The 17,702-nt window shown below is 47.2% G+C and carries 12 protein-coding genes; 4 read left to right on the top strand and 8 right to left on the bottom strand.

Annotated elements, in window-relative coordinates:
- Positions 1–125 precede the first annotated feature (125 nt).
- Entirely contained in the window at positions 126–1,850 is a 1,725-nt protein-coding gene (gene ilvD / locus K0C01_RS08980) for a dihydroxy-acid dehydratase (protein ID WP_221169372.1), read from the top strand.
- 139 nt (positions 1,851–1,989) lie between these two features.
- On the opposite strand, the gene grpE is transcribed toward ilvD, so the two are convergent.
- From grpE to K0C01_RS08940, 8 genes are all read right to left on the bottom strand, one after another.
- Positions 1,990–3,867 carry a nucleotide exchange factor GrpE gene (gene grpE / locus K0C01_RS08975; protein WP_221169371.1) on the bottom strand — a complete coding sequence of 626 codons (1,878 nt, stop codon included), beginning with the start codon at positions 3,865–3,867 and terminating at the stop codon, positions 1,990–1,992.
- A gap of 21 nt (positions 3,868–3,888) precedes the next feature.
- Positions 3,889–5,424 (bottom strand): Hsp70 family protein, encoded by a 1,536-nt coding sequence (locus K0C01_RS08970; protein ID WP_221169370.1) that lies wholly within the window; start codon positions 5,422–5,424, stop codon positions 3,889–3,891.
- Positions 5,425–5,503: 79 nt separating this feature from the next.
- Complete coding sequence (locus K0C01_RS08965; protein ID WP_221169369.1) at positions 5,504–6,463, bottom strand: D-2-hydroxyacid dehydrogenase; 960 nt, start codon at positions 6,461–6,463, stop codon at positions 5,504–5,506.
- Between the two features lie 96 nt (positions 6,464–6,559).
- Positions 6,560–7,756: a cystathionine gamma-synthase gene (locus K0C01_RS08960; RefSeq protein ID WP_221169368.1), complete on the bottom strand. Its 1,197-nt coding sequence runs from the start codon at positions 7,754–7,756 to the stop codon at positions 6,560–6,562.
- Positions 7,753–8,733, bottom strand: a complete 981-nt coding sequence (locus K0C01_RS08955) for a PLP-dependent cysteine synthase family protein (RefSeq protein WP_221169367.1) — start codon at positions 8,731–8,733, stop codon at positions 7,753–7,755. The genes K0C01_RS08960 and K0C01_RS08955 overlap by 4 nt, the downstream gene beginning before the upstream one ends.
- Before the next feature lie 135 nt (positions 8,734–8,868).
- Positions 8,869–10,131 carry an RNA-guided endonuclease InsQ/TnpB family protein gene (locus tag K0C01_RS08950; protein WP_221169366.1) on the bottom strand — a complete coding sequence of 421 codons (1,263 nt, stop codon included), beginning with the start codon at positions 10,129–10,131 and terminating at the stop codon, positions 8,869–8,871.
- A 312-nt stretch (positions 10,132–10,443) separates the two neighbouring features.
- A complete protein-coding gene (locus K0C01_RS08945; RefSeq protein ID WP_255568262.1) occupies positions 10,444–13,056 on the bottom strand; it encodes a heavy metal translocating P-type ATPase in 2,613 nt (870 codons plus the stop codon).
- A 258-nt stretch (positions 13,057–13,314) separates the two neighbouring features.
- Complete coding sequence (locus K0C01_RS08940) at positions 13,315–13,815, bottom strand: cupredoxin domain-containing protein (protein ID WP_221169365.1); 501 nt, start codon at positions 13,813–13,815, stop codon at positions 13,315–13,317.
- Between the two features lie 399 nt (positions 13,816–14,214).
- On the opposite strand from K0C01_RS08940, the gene K0C01_RS08935 reads away from it, so the two are divergent.
- The 3 genes from K0C01_RS08935 to K0C01_RS08925 are packed head-to-tail and all read left to right on the top strand — an operon-like array spanning position 14,215 to position 17,662.
- Entirely contained in the window at positions 14,215–16,056 is a 1,842-nt protein-coding gene (locus tag K0C01_RS08935; protein ID WP_221169364.1) for a 4Fe-4S ferredoxin N-terminal domain-containing protein, read from the top strand.
- On the top strand, positions 16,053–17,396 hold the full coding sequence (gene nrfD, locus K0C01_RS08930; protein WP_221169363.1) for an NrfD/PsrC family molybdoenzyme membrane anchor subunit: 1,344 nt from the start codon (positions 16,053–16,055) through the stop codon (positions 17,394–17,396). The genes K0C01_RS08935 and nrfD overlap by 4 nt, the downstream gene beginning before the upstream one ends.
- Positions 17,393–17,662, top strand: a complete 270-nt coding sequence (locus tag K0C01_RS08925) for a hypothetical protein (RefSeq protein ID WP_221169362.1) — start codon at positions 17,393–17,395, stop codon at positions 17,660–17,662. The genes nrfD and K0C01_RS08925 overlap by 4 nt, the downstream gene beginning before the upstream one ends.
- Positions 17,663–17,702: the final 40 nt, after the last annotated feature.

Here is a 17,702-nt window from a genome sequence, read left to right as displayed (position 1 = left end):
AGTTCACTCTCTGAGACGGTGTATCGAATTTATAAGCGGTGCATTTCCTTGGATTACACTGTCATAATGAATAACGATGTTTGCAAAAGTGTATTAACCCTGGATTAGAAGTCATTGCTATCTAGATGCCCAGCAAAGATGATATTCTTCGGAGTGCAGAGGTTACAGAAGGCCCGGATCGGGCGCCGCACCGGTCGTTGTTTCGTGCTGCAGGGCTTTCGGAGGAAGATATTGAGCAGCCACTAATTGGGATTGCAAATTCGTGGAATGAGATTGTACCGGGACATATCCATCTTGATGAACTCGCCAAAGAGGTTAAAGAAGGAGTCCGAGAGGCAGGTGGAACGCCGCTTGAGTTTAACACAATCGCGGTTGATGACGGGATTGCAATGGGACACGATGGGATGCGAATGAGCCTACCATCTCGGGAAATAATTGCAGATTCTGTAGAATTGATGGCTTCCGCTCACAAGCTTGACGGTATTGTTGCGCTCGCATCCTGTGATAAGATTGTCCCAGGAATGTTGCTAGCAATTGCTCGGCTTGATATCCCCGCAGTTGTTGTTACAGGTGGACACATGGAAGCTGGAGAGTTTGACGACGAACCAGTTGATCTTGCATCTGTGTTTGAAGGCGTGAGTAAGTACCGAGAAGGAGAGTTTTCTGAGGAAGATCTATACCAGCTTGAATGTACGGCCTGCCCGGGAGCCGGATCCTGTGCTGGGATGTTTACTGCCAACACGATGGCATGTGTAACAGAGACCCTTGGCCTCTCATGGACAGAATGTGCAACAACCGGAGCATTAGACAGCCGTAAGCGTGATATCGCACGGAAAAGTGGACAACGCATTCTTGATCTTGTGTACAATGATATTCGACCGTCCGAGTTCTTGACCGAAGAAGCATTTGAAAACGCTGTTACAGTTGACCTTGCACTTGGAGGATCAACAAACACGATGTTGCATGTTCCAGCAATTGCCCAAGAAGCGGGGATCGATTTAACTCTTTCAGATTTCGAAGCAATTGCAGAAAAAACACCGCATTTGGCACATATGAGCCCTGCGGGGCCGTGGCGGATGGAGCATCTTCGAGACGATGGAGGTGTACCCGGAGTTTTGAGTCGACTTGAAGACCTTCTGAATACAGAATGTCCTACGGTCGATGGAAAAACTATCCAAGAGCGGATTCAAGATGCTGATGTCAAAGGAACGGTCATTCAGTCACGAGAAGATCCGGTTCACAAAGGAGGTGGATTGGCTGTCCTACGCGGGAACATCGCCCCCGATGGAGCAGTCGTTAAAGCTGCAGCTGTGGACGAAAACATGCGACAATTTACTGGATCTGCCCGGGTGTTTAATTCACAGCAGGCCGCACTAAATGCAATTGATGAAGGAGAGATTAATCCAGGAGATGTGATTGTAATCCGTTATGAGGGTCCTAAGGGAGGACCAGGTATGCCTGAAATGCTTGAACCGACTGCAAAGGTTAGCGGCTCTCCTCGTCTATCGGGGAAAGTCGCACTGATTACGGATGGCCGCTTCTCCGGAGCCACACGTGGAGCAGCAATTGGACATATAAGTCCAGAGGCAGCCGCTGGAGGCTTAATTGCGCTTGTTGAGGAAGGAGATACAGTTGAGATTGATATCCCAAACAGCCGACTACATCTTGATGTTCCGAAGTCAGAGCTTGCTGAACGGGCAGAATCTTGGTCACCACCAGAAGTTGATACGGTTGGTGTACTAGAGCGATACGCAGCAATGGCAACTAGTGCTGACAAAGGCGGTGTTCTTACTGTCCCAGAGCAAGACACTCCAGATATAGACCTTGTGGAAAGCATTGATTCACAGTAATTGATCAATACGATCTTGGATACACGGCTGAATTTCGAATCCACTTCGTTTCGCGATGGAGATTTAACCTCCACCCCCGGCTGAATCCGGAAGCTTTCTCTTATTACTTTGATGACAAAATAGTGCTGATTTTACTGATCTAGTTGTCTTCAGGTGTAGAGATGTCTTCAGTCGGCCCACTGCTAATTGCAACATGTGCTGCTTCTTCCACCACATTACCGACTTGATATCCAGGACGAGTAACTTCAATTATTTCACCCTCAGGGCGATTGCTCGGTCTCATTGATCTGATGAGGTGTTTTCGATCGTCCACCTGTTCGCCGATTTCTGGGTCAATTACGTCTACCCCGGCACGTTTGAGACCGAGATCCAGTTTCTCAAGACGAATTTGTAAGTCATCAGCTGACATATCACCGTTGTTTTGAATTACTGTCCAGAGCTCATTCCGAATGGTAAATACCCGATCAATTGCGTCAATCGGATTTATGTCTGAATAATCATCAGGGGTTGTCTGCAGAGGCTGGCTATCTCTGGTTGGTATTGAAACTGCGTTCAAATCAACTCCAGAAAGCGCAAACCAAGGACCATTATCAAAGTCACTCTGTATCTTGGTTATCTCTATGTGTTCGCCAAGGTTATTACTACCACAGATCGTCGCCTCACATGAGATGTCTGTTGGGTCTTGATTGTGAGGAGTAACAGTAAGCTCAAGGCTCGTGGAACCAGCATCTTGCATTGGAAGTCCGGTAATCTCAGCAGTTGTAATAGGCTCAGTCTCTCCAGTGAGGAGATGACGGCCGCCAATTCGGACTTTCCCATAGATTTGGTCGTCGACGGTGGTTTGGAGAGTAATGCTTTGAGACTCGCCTACAGAGATTGGAGAATTAGATATGGGCCGTGCTTGAATTCCCTTGTCACTAATAACTTCGACAGTCAAATCGCGATACAAGAGATTATCAACTTGCTTGATCTCTTTATCGCGTTGAGCAAGGAGGCTAGCACCAAGTGTTGGAGCGGTTACAGGAGTACCGTGATCAGGATTACGGGGCTGTTGACCAAAGTACCCCTCAAACACTTGCTGTACGATAGGAAACATACTTCCGCCACCCGAGATGACAACATCAGAGATATCCTCAGGAGATAGATTAGCTGCGCTAAATAGATCCTTCAGATGACATTTGATCTCCGGAGCAGTTGTCTCTAATGCACGATGAATTACAGAACCATCAATAAGAACAGTCTTACCGTTGATTGTGAATTCAACTTGGTTATCACTAGTTTTGCTTAAACGCTCAACAGCGTCTACAACATAGGGAAGTAACTCGGAAAACGTTGTATTTGATAGTTGCTCATCGAAGTTTGCAAGAAGCCACTCAACAATCGCTTCTTCAAACGAACCCACCCCAACACCTGCGGCGCAGATTCTTGAGTGGATTTCATATTCAAATGCATCAGGCTTAGGGGTTAGTACGGCAGCATTGAGCCAGTAAGAGCCAATATTTGCAACAACAAGTGGTTCTCCCAACTCTTGATTTGATCGGTCAATAATCGTTGTTGGGATCGGGGACCGAACAACACCAGCCGACGAGAAACCAGCATGATTGAACACAGAGGTTATAAATTTACGCTCATCAGGCCCAATGCCAGCAGGGACAACACAAAGAACTTCAGGAGAATCAAACGTTTCAGTCGGCGCATGAGTTTCCCAGATGGATTTTGCTTCAGCAAGAAATTGAACGATTGGGAGTGATTTAACATCAACATCGCTGCTGGACAGATCCAACAGGCGTTCTCCAAACGCTTGTCCAGGTCGTAGGCTGCTACTAGATTTTGGGTCGACCTCATACCCAACCTGTGTGGTCTCTGAAGAGAGGTTCATTCGAACAGGTATCGTCTCTTGGCCCTCCTGTGCGTTAATTATCATTGGGTTACTGTCAGCAGAATAGCCTAATATAGCAGTTCGAGTCCCGATATCCACTCCAAAGCGCTTTTTTTGGCTCTGATTTCTATCGCTCATTGATAAAAAAGATGAATAAAACTATCGGACGTCTGGGATTTCCTCGTGTTGTTCACGGGCAACGGCAATGCCTGTCTGTGAAAGCCCGATATCAAGTGTGGTATCAGCCTGCTCACCTGTTTCAATATTCTCAGCTTCAGCGTGAAGAACGCCGTCCTCGTCTACTCTGAACGTTATTCGGAACTCCGGTTCTCCTGCTGGCTGACGGGGGATGCCTTCAAGCATGAACCTTCCTAACCGTTCATTTTTCTCTGGGTCTGGATCGCCGCCTTCTAATATCCGAATCTCAAGTGATGTCTGGCCATCCTCAACGGTGGTGAAATCCTCACGTTCACTTGTTGCAGGTACCTCGGTATTCTCCTCAAGAACCGGAACAAATCGTGTATCGCCATCTTCACTCTGTAAGTCAACTGCTTCAATCCCAATTGTTTTGGAGACAACATCAGTAAATACGGAGCTTCCTTCGCCTTGGAAGTCTCCGTCAAGTTTCATCTCAAGTTGTTCAAGATCAGTTGCCATTGCTGCTCCTTCTGCTACAACCATATCCTGATCGAGTTCCTTTGACGGTTCAACATCAAAGTAGTCTTCAACTCGTTGCTGGACAATTGGGATGCGGGTGGACCCACCAACAAGAAGTACACGGTCAACGTCGTCTTTTTTAGATCCAACATTATCACTGTCAAATAAGTCGTCAATAATATCAAGCGTCTCGTCGACAAGGTGCTCTGTCGCCTCATTAAACTCCTCACGAGTTATCTCCTGCTCGTAGGACTCTGTGCCAAGGTTCATCGTTGCCCAAGCTGACTCAGCCACAGATAGATCTTCCTTGACCTCTTTTGCTGTCTCAAGTAGCTGCCACTCTAGTTCGTCATCTTTTGCTGGATCTTGATCGACCTGATCAACGAACTCTTCATACATTACTTCTTCATACAGCGCTCGGTCAAAGTCATCGCCACCAAGTTGTTGGCCACCTTTGACACCGTCTACAGTGACGCCATCTTTTTGGCTGAGGTTGACAACTGTTGCGTCGAATGTTCCACCGCCAAGATCATAGACGAGAACGGTCTCTTCGTCATCCTCAAGACCATACCGAAGACATGCAGCAGTTGGTTCATTAAGCAGACGTTTGACTTCGATGCCGGCAATCTCGGCTGCGTTTTTGGTTGCTTCGCGCTCTTTGGCACCAAAGTATGCTGGAACGGTGATAACTGCTTCATCTATCTCTTCTCCACCAATCTCTTCTTCAGCATCTTTGATCAGTTTTTCAAGAATAAGAGCAGAGATCTGTTCTGGCGTATACGTTTCTCCGTACGCCTCAATTTCCCATTTTTCATCGCCCATATATCGCTTAATTTGACGAACAGTTGTATCAGGAAATCGCAGTGCGGCACGCAGTGCAGCCTCGCCAACAACAGTCTCATTTTCTCTGAACTGCACAACAGACCGTGTTTTTTGTTTTCCTTCACTATTTTTGAGGATTACCGGCTCACCATCCTCATTAAGACGCGCTACCACACTATTGGTTGTACCTAAATCAATCCCGACAGTAATTCCCATAACATTTTGTATATTCGGTTGGAAATGGTTTATAATTTATCGGAGTAGCTTAGAAGATACAAGTAATACGTGTGATAAGTTAACAATTATTTACGGTGTTGACTAGCGAGTCGTTATTCTCATATCTTCGAAGGTTTGTTGCGACAATATCAGCAAGTCTGTCATAATATTGAGGCGTATAGCCGCTGTTGTGTGGCGTTATCCGGACGTTATCAAAGGTCCAGAGTGGATGATCCTCTGGTAATGGCTCCGGATCAGTTACATCAAGAATAGCATGTCCAATCCATCCGCGGCGTAAAGCCGTTACCAAGGCTTCCGTATCAATAACCGGCCCTCGGGCAATGTTTGTGATTGTTGCTGAACTAGGTAAGATTTCAAACTCTTCGTGACCGATTAGTCCTTCAGTGAGTTCAGTCAGAGGGGTCGCTAATACGAGGTGGTTAGTGCGTGCAAGGGCGTCCTCAAATGCTTCTTGATCGGTTAACCCAATGACTTCATCAGTTGGGCCACCTTTGTCTGGGGTATAACGAACGCCGATGGTATTGACATTAAATCCCTGCAGCCGAGCGACTACTGCTTGGCCAATCGCTCCGAGCCCAACAACAGTAACAGTATCTCCTTGTAATTCACCAACAGGATAATGACGCCACTCACGGCGTGATTGTTGGCGGCGCCCTCGGTTGAATCGATGGGTAGCTGCTAGAATTCCACCAATGACATATTCTGCAATATTTGGTCCATGAACACCTGAGGCATTTATTACAGTAATTTCCCTCTCGTTGATAGCTTCCATAGGAAGATGTCCAGTTCCAGCATAACTGCAGACAAACATCGATAACTTATCAGATGCCTCTTCAAGTAGATCTTCATCGAGCGTACGGCCTGTCGCAACGGTCACATCAGAGATATACTTTTGGCTTTCTGCGGGAGTCTCAGCAGTTACAATCTGATGCTCAGGAAGCCGATCCCGAAGGGCTGCTGCATACTCAGTAATCGGAATACCATGTACACCAGTCGGTAAAACGAGAATGTCGGCCATACTGTAGTTTTGGATGGAGGATATACAATGATTTCGAGAAGTAACTACAGCATAAATATGTCGACTGTCTCGGGGCCAAGCCCCGTAGCATCCGTCTCAATCTTTCTGTGAACCTTCAACGCCAGAAGAAATCGCCCGGTCCAAATCATTAGTTAGGTCATCAATGTGCTCGATACCGACGCTGACTCGTATTAGTCCGTCAGAAAGACCTGCTTCAATCCGTTGTGCACGAGGGATTGACGCGTGTGTCATAGTTGCCGGCTGTTCAATCAAGCTTTCAACCCCTCCGAGACTCTCAGCTAATGTGAACACTTCAGTGTTTGATACAACATCACTTGTTTCCTTAAGTGACGCATCAAGCTCAAAGCTAAGCATGCCGCCAAATGCATCCATTTGTTCCTTAGCAAGTTCGTGTTGTGGATGTGTAGATAGACCAGGATAGTAAACCTGTGATACTGCCGGGTGGTCATCGAGCCACTCAGCGAGCTGTAATCCATTTTGCGAATGTCGATCCATTCGGACAGGAAGTGTCTTTGTTCCTCGAAGAGCAAGGAAGCATTCAAATGGACTTGGAGTGCTGCCAACACTATTCTGATAGAAGCCAAACGATTCGTCCAGTTCTTCGTCATCAGTAATTAGAGCACCAGCAACAAGATCTGAATGTCCTCCAATATATTTGGTTAATGAGTGGGATACAATATCTGCACCATGGTTTAATGGTCGTTGTAGATAGGGGGTGGCAAATGTATTATCAACTGCGCAAAGGGCATCGTGTTCATGAGCAATGTTGGCCAAGGATTCTATGTCATTGATTCGTAGTAACGGGTTCGTGGGAGACTCAACCCAGAGGAGTTCTGTATTAGATCGCATTGCATCTCTGACAGCACTAAGATCAGTAGTTTCTACAAATGAGAATTCCATATCAAACTGATCATAGACCTCCTTAAACAAGCGGTGTGTTCCTCCATAAACATCCTCGCCAGCCACGACATGGGCCCCAGATTCAAACAGATTGAGGACGGTCGATATTGCGGCCATGCCGCTGGAAAAGGCTCTTCCATAATCGCCATCCTCTAGAGCAGCAATATTGTTCTCAAGTGCTGTTCGGGTTGGGTTGCCTGTTCTCGAATATTCATAACCTCGATCTTCTCCTGGTCGATCCTGAACGAATGTTGAAGAGGCATATATAGGTGTCATAATTGCCCCTGTTTCGGAGTCAGGAGACTGACCAGCGTGAATTGATTGAGTCTCGATACGCGTGTTATCGGGGGTGTTCTCAGTGTTGTCTGTCATGATTTCCACTCATCGAGAGTTCCGTAAGGATTCTTCGTAAGATATCGTTCTGAACTATCAGGGAAAAGGGTCACTACTGATCGATGCGGCACCGAGTAGCCATCGTTCCCTATTTGACTCGCCACTTGTTGTGCAGCAACACTTGCTGCTGCCGCACTTGATCCGACAAGATGTCCTTCTTCAACTGGAAGTCGCTGCATCTCTGCATGTACTCGTTCATCACTAATCTGTAATACGTCATCAACGATACTTGGATTAAATAACTCATTGATTTCGGGAGTACTGGTACCAATGCCTTCAGTTCGATACTCAGCACAGGTAAGATCTTGGCCTGCTATTGATCCATACATAGATCCTTCAGGTTCGACTGCAATAATCTGTGTCTGAGGAGATTTTTCCAGGATGTACTGTGCAGTACCCATTAGTGTACCAGACGTTCCAACGCCCATCACAACTGCACCAATGTTTCCATCAAGAGCATCGTATATTTCAGGACCCGTTGTCTGATAGTGCGCTTCAGTATTTAGCTCTGTGCTAAATTGCTGTGGTACGATAGCGTCGTCATGCTCAGCAGCCAACTCCTTAGCGTGCTTAATTGCGTCTTTAATACCTTTGTCAGCTGGAGTTCGGACAAGTTCAGCACCTAAGGCTTGCATAAGAGTCTGCTTCTCAACGCTGAAGGATTCAGGCACAACAAACGTAACATCAACATCATACTGGGTCGCAGCGAGTGCCATACCAATGCCTGTGTTTCCGGCAGTCGGTTCGATAATTCTCCCGTCAGAGGAGATCTGCTCTGTTTCGATCAACTTCTCTATAATATACTTGCCGATACGGTCCTTGACACTTCCACCAGGGTTGAGCGCCTCAAGCTTAGCAAATATTGGAATAGAATCAGGTGAAGCATCAAGGCGGACTAATGGAGTGTCCCCAACCGTACCAAGTACTGTATCATATATTTCTGGTGAATTGGTCATGATAGGTGGTTGTGATTGTTATGGAAGTTGTAATATTTGCAGACGCGAAAATTGCATGATTATAACCCAATATGAGACATTTGACTTCTTCCACACGGCTGAAGCCGTGGGATTCCCACGTTGGGATATTAGGGTTCACGATACAACCTGTTCTTGTGGGGCTACTCGCCCCGTTTGTTTATCGAACAGGCGTACCGAAGGCTGAGCCAAACAGCCGTTACTCCTATCCTGTGTCGGATTCGGAGTTACCGTCGCTCGCATATTCTCTGCCGCGTTCAGGTCGCTATTGGCGACCAACCCGCAGTTTGCACACACGTACAGCCCACGTTCGACTCGATTCGACTCAGCTTCCGTTCCATACTCACAACAGGTTTTCGACGTTTTCGACCCTGCTTCGTCTACACGCTCTACGTCGATCCCGCGTTCTTGGGCTTTGTACTCGATGTGGCTGAGTAGTGTTTCAAACGCCCAGTCGTGCAGGCGTTTGTTGCCGTGTCGCCCCCAGTCTTCATCCTCACAGATGTTCTTCGGATGGCCGACGGCAATTGTCCCAACACCTCGGTCAGCACACTGCTCAACAATGTCTTTCGAGAGGGCATGCAGAAAGTGGTCTTGCCGCCGGGATTTCTTCTGTCTGGCCCACTCTGCGTGGTCGCTGGGGTCATTTTTCCCCTCCGTCTCGTATTCTTGCTGTCGGAAGTAATGGGCGTCTTCTTTCAGAGCGTTGCCGGGATACAGTAGTGTCTCGTCACCGACAGAGATTGCCGCTGTGTTACAGATCCCAAGGTCAACACCTGCGGTCTTCTCACCGGGTGTCTCAGGCGTCTCAACCCGCAGCTTGCAGACAAAATGCAACTCCCACTGCTCGCCGGTCCAGACAGCACGCACCGTCTGGACGTTCTCAACAGCGTCGAGTGTCTGCTCGGCTGTCTGGAGCGTGTATTCACAGAGGATGTAGTCGGCGGCATAGCGCGACTCTTTCATGTTCGTGCCTTTCGAGAGACGGACGCGGTTGTACTGGGTATCGAGTTTGAAGCCTTGATTTTTCCACGTCACGGTTGAGCGGGGGTGGTCATCGCCGTGTTTGCGGTAGCCGGGTGGATTGGCGTCTGGGTCGTCCTGTTCGTACCACGAGACGAACGCCTCACCGAGTTCCTGAAGAACTCGCTGACTAGATTGGCTGTGTAGGTCTGCATAGCGGTCGTGTGATTTGAGGTGCGAACAGAGTTCGTCGGCGTCTAGAATGTGGCCGATGGCGTCCCAGACACGCGAAATCGTCCATCGCCCGACGTTCCACAATTTTGACGCGGCAAAGCCGTGCGAATCAAGGTCGTCACAGACTTGCGAGTGGTTACGGATACTCGCTTTGAGTGTCCGCGTGACGACCTGATTCGACATATGTAAGCATAGTATTTTTTCTTAGATAACTGTTGGTTCTCGGCGTGGAATATCCAGCCATGGCTACGAGCGTGGAACGATTCCCAGTTGTCGGCTTCATCCACACCCGTAAACGGGTGGGCGTTCGCCTTGCTAACGCCGTAAGCTATCCCCATCTACGGACATAAAGACAGAGTGCCCCTGGGCTTGACCCCGAGGTACTTCACTCGCTACATTCGGTCGCTTCTTGGAGAAGGGAACTGAGTCTGTAGAAGTTAGACCTCAATTGCTACAGCAACTTGGCGGCAAAATATAAGCTATCCTACCGGCTGGTTAATTGGGTTCCAGTTTACTCCGAATCCAGTGTATTGGGCGGGATGGAAGATACCGATAGTCACGGTCCGGTGACCAGCGCATAAACGCTAAGCTATTCGAGACAACGGACACACTGGAAGCGGCCATCGCAGCACCGGCAACGGCGGGGTGTAGGAGACCGATCGAAGCGATCGGGATCAGCGTTGTATTGTAAATAAATGCCCAAAACAGATTTTGACGAACTTTGGAAATAGTGCCATTGGCAATGCGGAGACTTTTGATAATGTCACTGGGGTCATCGCGCATCAGGGTGATGTCGCTACTTTCAATCGCAACATCGGTACCGGACCCAATTGCAACGCCAACGTGGGCCGTTGTTAATGCAGGCGCATCGTTAACACCATCACCAACCATCATTGCCCGTGAATTACCGGACTGAATGGATTCAATCTCATCAGCTTTTTGCTCTGGAAGAACTTCTGCATGAATATTCTGTGGGTCAATGCCGAGCTCTTTCCCAACTGCCTTCCCAGTACGCTCCGTGTCACCAGTTAACATCATAACCTTATAACCACGGGATTCCAGTTCAGCTACGGTCGCTTTTGCTTGATCACGTACAGTATCGGCAGTTGCGATAACTCCAGCAAGTTGATTGTCAATCGCGACGAGCATTGCTGTCTTTCCATTACGCTCTAACTGTTCCATTGTGTCGTTTGCGGAGTTCGGATCAATGCCATGATCCTGCAGCAATTTACGATTACCTACAAGAATCTCGGACCCATCGACAGTTGCCCGGATCCCATGACCCGGCACGCTTTCAAACGCATCTGGTTGGTGCACATCAAGTCCCTGCATTTCTGCTTTATCGACAATTGCTTTAGCAAGTGGATGTTCAGATCCAGACTCCGCGCTTGCTGCCATTGAGAGCACGACATCGGCATCGAACATCTGTGTAGTAACACCACCATCAGCGGTTAGGCTGTCAGAGAAGTTATCTGCTAAAATAACATCTGTTACTTGCATATTACCGTGTGTTAACGTGCCAGTTTTATCGAAGACAATTGTGTCAATATCCCGTGCCCGCTCCAGAATATCAGCTCCTTTGTACAGAATACCATTTTTAGCACTGATTGTCGATCCGACCATCGTTGCCATTGGCGTCGCAAGACCAAGGGCACATGGACAGGCAATAAGCAATGCAGATGCAAGTACAACAATTGCAAACTCAAACACTGGGATTCCACCCGCAACGGCTACTTCTGGTCCTCCACCAACAGGATCTAATGGTGGGATTACGGAAGCAATTGAGGATGAGAGAGTGTAAATCGATTCAGGGAAAAGTCCCCAAAGGACTGCCCAGATAACCGCATTAAGGATAACTGCTGGAACGAAGTATGCACTTACGCGATCAACAACACGTTGAATGTCAGGTTGTCGAGATTGAGCCTCCTTAACTCGCTTAACAATTTGCTGAATTGCCGTATCAGATCCTACCCGTGTTGCTTCAATATATAATACGCCCTGTTCGTTTATTGTTGATCCAATCACTTCATCGCCTGGCACTTTTTCAACCGGTACTGATTCACCGGTTACCATTGACTCATTGACAGCGCTCTGTCCGTCAACCACAACACCATCTGTTGGGATTTGCTCACCAGGACGAACCTTCATAATATCCCCAACATTAACCTCTTCGACCGGGATTACCGTCTCGGTGTCATCTTTGATGATGGTAGCTTCATCAGCCTGCATTTCAAGTAATTCACGAAGGGCTGAACTAGCTCGAGCCTTTGACCGAGCCTCTAACCAGACACCAAGATAAATAAACCAGAGGATAAATGCAACAGCTTCAAAATACAGACCACCAGCGATAAAGCCAAACTGAACAGCAGCACTGTATAGGTATCCAGTTGACGTTCCTACCGCAACCAAGGTATCCATATTTGCCTGCCGATTTCTGACAAGAGCCTTATATGCCCCTTCAATGAAGTGCTTACCGAGGGTAGCCATCAATACAGAGGCAAACACAAGCTCAAACCATCCTGTGTCAATTCCAACGATAGTTTCGGGCACAATATTTAGCCCAATCATATCGATCATTAACACGATAAACGGAAGTGTGAGAATTCCTCCAATAATAACCCATTTCCGTTTGTGTTTTAGCTCCTGCTGTACAGCACTCTCTCTCGACTTTGTAAGAGAGTTATCTGATCCACCCTGTCGTCGAGTAGGCTCATAGCCTGCCTGTTCAATTGCGTCGTAGATATCAGGCAAGGAAACAGCTTGGGGTACGTACTGTACAGTTGCTTCATTAGTTGCAAAGTTCACATCTGCTTGCAATACACCAGCAAGTTGTTCAATTGACTCTTCATTTGCCTCGGCACAGTTTGCACAGGACATGCCAGCAATTTCAACTGTAGTTGTCGCCTTCTCAGGAGAGTAGCCTGCATGGCTAATTGCTTCGTATATCTCTGCAACACCAATATGCTCTTGATCGTATTCAACCGTCACCTCGTCAGTAGCGAAGTTAGCATTCACTGACTGAATGCCATCTTGACGTTCTACAACATCTTCAATTGTCCCAGCACAAGTTGCACAAGACATGTCCGAGACGGGGATTGTGATCTGCACTACATACTCACCTCTATATTTTACTATGTACCGCTTGTTCAAGGGATTGGCCCTTAATAGAGATAAGCAGATAGGTAAAGGAAACTAAATAAAGAAAGCGATACGTATGATTGTTCTAATAATATAAGTTTCTTAGAGACAGTGTTAGCGTCACATGTGGGTTTCCCATCGGTGAACTACCCCTACCGACTCGCCGCCGTTGGCGGCTCCTTGAGGACGGGACGTAGCCTGTAGAGGTTAAAACTGTGATCTTTCGCTTCAACTCTCGGTAACAACGATGGCCCCAGCCATCTCTTGGTGAGGTGTACAGACATACAGTCCAACACCAGGTTCGATAAAAGTATGATCAAATCGAACTTGGCCATTTGCAGCTAGCATGTCACTTTCAAATCCAAAGTCCGTAGAAAAATCACCAGTGTATTCATTGTCACTAAGATGGTCTATCGAAACTACATCATGACTTCCATATTCTGGCCACCGCCAGTGGATGGTTGTGTCTGGTTCGATCACTGCTAATTCTGGGTCAAAGGAATATAACTCCAGTTGCACCTCAACATCAGAGGAGTCTCGATAATCGTCTGTACTGTACTCACCTGGGAATTGACTTTCAAGAAATGTCTCTGCTCTAGAGAATCCGGGAATCTCAGAGAGCGGTTGCTGGTTAGATGTATCACCGAGCATTGAACTGCATCCAGCAACGCTAACTCCTATCAGACTTCCAGTAGTTGCTAAGACAGATCGTCGATTCTGAGAATGCATACTGGATGGTGAGTTCGACACAACAGAATAAATCAAGGTGCTGTATTGCAGAATCTGAAAATAAGAACGAAATGAGAGATATTCTTTGGCGTATTCGCTTAGCTAAATGCCTCCGGATTCAAGATAAATATTGTCAGGTAGTTTTGGGGTATGTATCAGTTTTCCCCAGTTGGATTTGGTGCCTTCGTACTAGATCTTCTGTAAGCATTACTGGACAATACCATCCATAGAGCGGATTTATTAGTATATATAAACATTGCTCATAGTTGCTGGAAGTAAAAATTAGCATGTGTATAAAATGAGGGTCAGGGTATAGACTACATGCGATGTCAGCACAGCGACGTAAGTCTCGGAGATTAACAGTCAATTCTGACGATTTCAGGAGGAGGAAATAAAACAATGACCGGAGACGAGGACATAGATACCTCGTTGGGGATACGGTCAGAGGAAGAAAAAAGAGAGATTCTTGAGAAGTCTGAGTACGATACGGAGTTGGGATTAGAGGTTGCCCGAGATGCACAGCGAGTTGTTGCTGGTGAGATGTCTGAAGAAAAATTCTACTCCAAACACCACGATGACATGGAGGATGAGTTTGGCAGAGATGAGCGGCCAGTTGATCCGCCAAACGATGACGCTCCTTTCCTTGTCTCCTCAGAGGATACGTCTGGAGAGACACGTCGAGAAACGATGAAAAAAATGGGACTAGGTGCCGCTGCACTTGGTCTGGGGAGTTTTGCGACAGTTGAAGACTGGGCAGTTGATCTTGAGGGAGACTTCGGATCACATACAGATGGGCCAGACGAAGATGATACAAGGTGGGGAATGGTCATTGATCTTGAACGGTGTGATGGCTGTCTCGGTTGTGTTGGAGCATGTAATAGCAAGAATCAGTGGGAACATGGGGAAACATGGCTGTACGTACTTTCATACCAGAATGAAGATTGGAATCCTGAAGAAGCGGATTTGCCACTTCAACATCAGGATTTAAACCAACTTGTTCGACCATGTCAGCACTGTAATGATCCCCCTTGTACGTATGTCTGTCCGACCACAGCGGCGCATCAACGGGAAGATGGGATTGTATTGCGGGATTATGATGTCTGCATAGGATGTCGGTATTGCCAGGTTGGATGTCCATATGGCGTCAATTACTTTGGGTGGGGTGACCGCGAGGAGTCACTTGACGAGCTTCACGAAAGTGGGGCACTTTCACGTGCGACACCTGCAGATTGGCCAAATGATGATCCTCCAGCTGAGCTTGAAGGTTTGGATGAGGGCGAACCAGTTACAAGTGACGAGCTTCGGGCAATGGAAAATGAAGATAGACAGGAACTGCTCGTCAACTCCGGAGATGATCCGCATGATAGCAGAGGTCGGTGGGTGTCTGGGCGTCCACCAAAAGGTGTGATGGGTAAGTGCGTTTTTTGTGTGTCAAATCAAGATGGCCATCACGATGACCCTAACGCAGGAGAAGATGGCCTTCCTCCGTCACGTGATGATACACTTGAACGAGGGACAACAAGTTGTGAGGTTGCATGTGCTGAAAACATGGGAATGCACGCAATTCATTTTGGAGACCTCAATAACCCCGAAAGTAAGCCGAATCGATACCTTGAGTGGCGTCGTAGGCAGGCAGAGGGACAGTTACCTAGTATCTCAAATGAGCTAGAAATCCATAACGAGCGACAAGAAGAGATCACGGCAACAATCATGATTTCTGATCCGGATACTGGCGAGGAGATATTTGAGGAAACAAGAACAATTGAATCCGTTGAAGCAGCAGAGAGCGTTGTAACATATCCCGATCTCTGGGAGGAACTCGAAGTAGACGATGGAAACGAACGGGAGATTACAATTGATATCAGTGACGGCCCAACAGAGACATCACTCTTTGAGATCAGTCCAATAGAAGGGAGAGAAGATGCTGTACTTGTTAGATACGGCGAGACGCTCGAGATCCATACTGAACCATGGTTAAGTGCTATGGCGTTCGCCGACTCTGGAATTTACGACGATCCACCAGGTCGATTGGAGACGTTCAAGTTACTCGAAGAACAGGGAACAGATCCAAGTATTATTTATATTGGATCGCCGCCCGGCCCAAATGATAAACAAATCGATCAAGAGCATCTAGAAGGAGGGGGAAGTTATGAGACATACGGTGATAACCGTCGTGACGAGGAGTTAGAGGGTGAAACTGTTCGCGTTGGTGATGTTTTGGACTTTGGAGGTGCATTATGACAGCCAAAGAAGGATCGCCTATCGATATTGTTCGTCCTCTCCAGAAAACATCTCGTAAGTGGTATGCAATTGCTGTCCTCTGTCTCTTGGTGCTTGGAGCATGGCTTGTCGGCTATTACTATCAACTTTCGAATGGGTTGATTGTTACTGGACTTGGCGATTGGGGAAGTGGAGGCGGGTCAACGTGGGGGTTATATATTGGTTCATTTATTTGGTGGGTCGGTATTGCTCACGGTGGAATTATTCTTTCCGCTGCTGTCCGGCTCATTGGATTAAAGCGGTACCAACCGGTTGCTCGAATGGCTGAGTTTCTGACATTATTTGCACTGATGGCAGCTGGACTATTCATTTTAGTCCACGTAGGGAGGCCAGATAGACTCGTGTCAAGTGTTTTGCTTAATTATCAGAACACAGTCCATACATCACCACTCGCTTGGGATTTGACAGTGATTACTGCGTACTTTGTTTTGACAGCCACATATCTCGGACTAACGCTCCGCTATGACATCGTGAAACTGCGTGAGTATCTGCCGAATTTCATGAGCCCAGTATACCGGGTGATGACGATTGGTTACCGCGAAGATGAGGAAGAAGTAATGCAACGAATGGTATGGTGGGTTGCACTTGCAATTATTATCATGGCACCGCTGTTGTTACACGGCGGTGTGATCCCGTGGCTCTTCGCTGTGTTACCAAACTTCCCTGGATGGTATGGAGGAATCATGGGACCAACATTCCTGTCCATTGCGCTGACATCAGCAGTAGCAGGGATTATCGTTGCAGCATATGTCTTTAGACGAGTCTACGATTGGTACCATATTGTTACGGACGAAGTGATGCGAGGACTGACTCTGTGGCTTGGATTTTTCTCATTAATGTTCAGCTGGCTTCAACTCCAACAGATTGTAACCGGTGATTGGCATCCGACAGTTCAGACTGGACGGGCTCTTGACGTACTGCTTGCAGAGCCATTGTACTGGCTATCTGTCGGGTCCATCTTTGTGATCTTGGTAGGATATATTTTCGCACAGGCAGTTCGACCATCAATATTTACACCTGAGCGGAGTCTTGTCGCATCAATTATTGTGCTTGCGGCAACGCTGACAGAGAAGATACTGTTCGTCATAGAAGGATTTGATACACCGGCATTTGCGCTATATTACGCAATTCCGGGCAGCTATTTTCCAAGTGTTATCGAGATGTTAGCTCTTCTTGGGACAATTGCACTGGTGACACTTGCATTTATGATTGTCTCAAAGGTGGTTCCAGTCATCGAATTACACGCTGTTGAGCATCACAAGGATGAGTCAACAACCGCTGAGTCAGAGGTGAAACAATGACAGCACTCAGCCCAATGCTAAACGACATATTTGTTGGAACTGGAACATGGCTAGTTTTCCTCGTCATCTTAGTTCCTGTATATGTGATGATTGCTGCTTGGTTCGTTGGGAAGCCAGGTGATATCAGACAATCGTTGCTTGGTGTAGGATATATTGTTGGGATCACCGCAGCAATTTGGCTTGGGCTATTTGTTGTATCAGTGATTGTCGGCGTATTGTTTTACGAGCTGCCAGGAACACAAAATATCGGACATGGGTGGCCCTGATTTCCTCATCTAAGAGATACAAAAGACATTTTGAAAATAT

It is taken from the genome of Salinarchaeum sp. IM2453 (assembly GCF_019693215.1).
Taxonomy (GTDB): Archaea; Halobacteriota; Halobacteria; order Halobacteriales; family Salinarchaeaceae; genus IM2453.
This window is presented reverse-complemented; position numbering and strand designations above follow the sequence as displayed.

Excerpts from the sequence above, each read along its gene's own strand:
- grpE (WP_221169371.1), bottom strand. The coding sequence starts at position 3,867 with ATGAGCGATAGAAATCAGAGCCAAAAAAAGCGCTTTGGAGTGGATATC.
- K0C01_RS08940 (WP_221169365.1), bottom strand. The coding sequence starts at position 13,815 with ATGCATTCTCAGAATCGACGATCTGTCTTAGCAACTACTGGAAGTCTG.
- K0C01_RS08925 (WP_221169362.1), top strand. The coding sequence starts at position 17,393 with ATGACAGCACTCAGCCCAATGCTAAACGACATATTTGTTGGAACTGGA.
- K0C01_RS08965 (WP_221169369.1), bottom strand. The coding sequence starts at position 6,463 with ATGGCCGACATTCTCGTTTTACCGACTGGTGTACATGGTATTCCGATT.
- K0C01_RS08935 (WP_221169364.1), top strand. The coding sequence starts at position 14,215 with ATGACCGGAGACGAGGACATAGATACCTCGTTGGGGATACGGTCAGAG.
- K0C01_RS08960 (WP_221169368.1), bottom strand. The coding sequence starts at position 7,756 with ATGACAGACAACACTGAGAACACCCCCGATAACACGCGTATCGAGACT.
- ilvD (WP_221169372.1), top strand. The coding sequence starts at position 126 with ATGCCCAGCAAAGATGATATTCTTCGGAGTGCAGAGGTTACAGAAGGC.
- nrfD (WP_221169363.1), top strand. The coding sequence starts at position 16,053 with ATGACAGCCAAAGAAGGATCGCCTATCGATATTGTTCGTCCTCTCCAG.
- K0C01_RS08955 (WP_221169367.1), bottom strand. The coding sequence starts at position 8,733 with ATGACCAATTCACCAGAAATATATGATACAGTACTTGGTACGGTTGGG.
- K0C01_RS08950 (WP_221169366.1), bottom strand. The coding sequence starts at position 10,131 with ATGTCGAATCAGGTCGTCACGCGGACACTCAAAGCGAGTATCCGTAAC.
- K0C01_RS08970 (WP_221169370.1), bottom strand. The coding sequence starts at position 5,424 with ATGGGAATTACTGTCGGGATTGATTTAGGTACAACCAATAGTGTGGTA.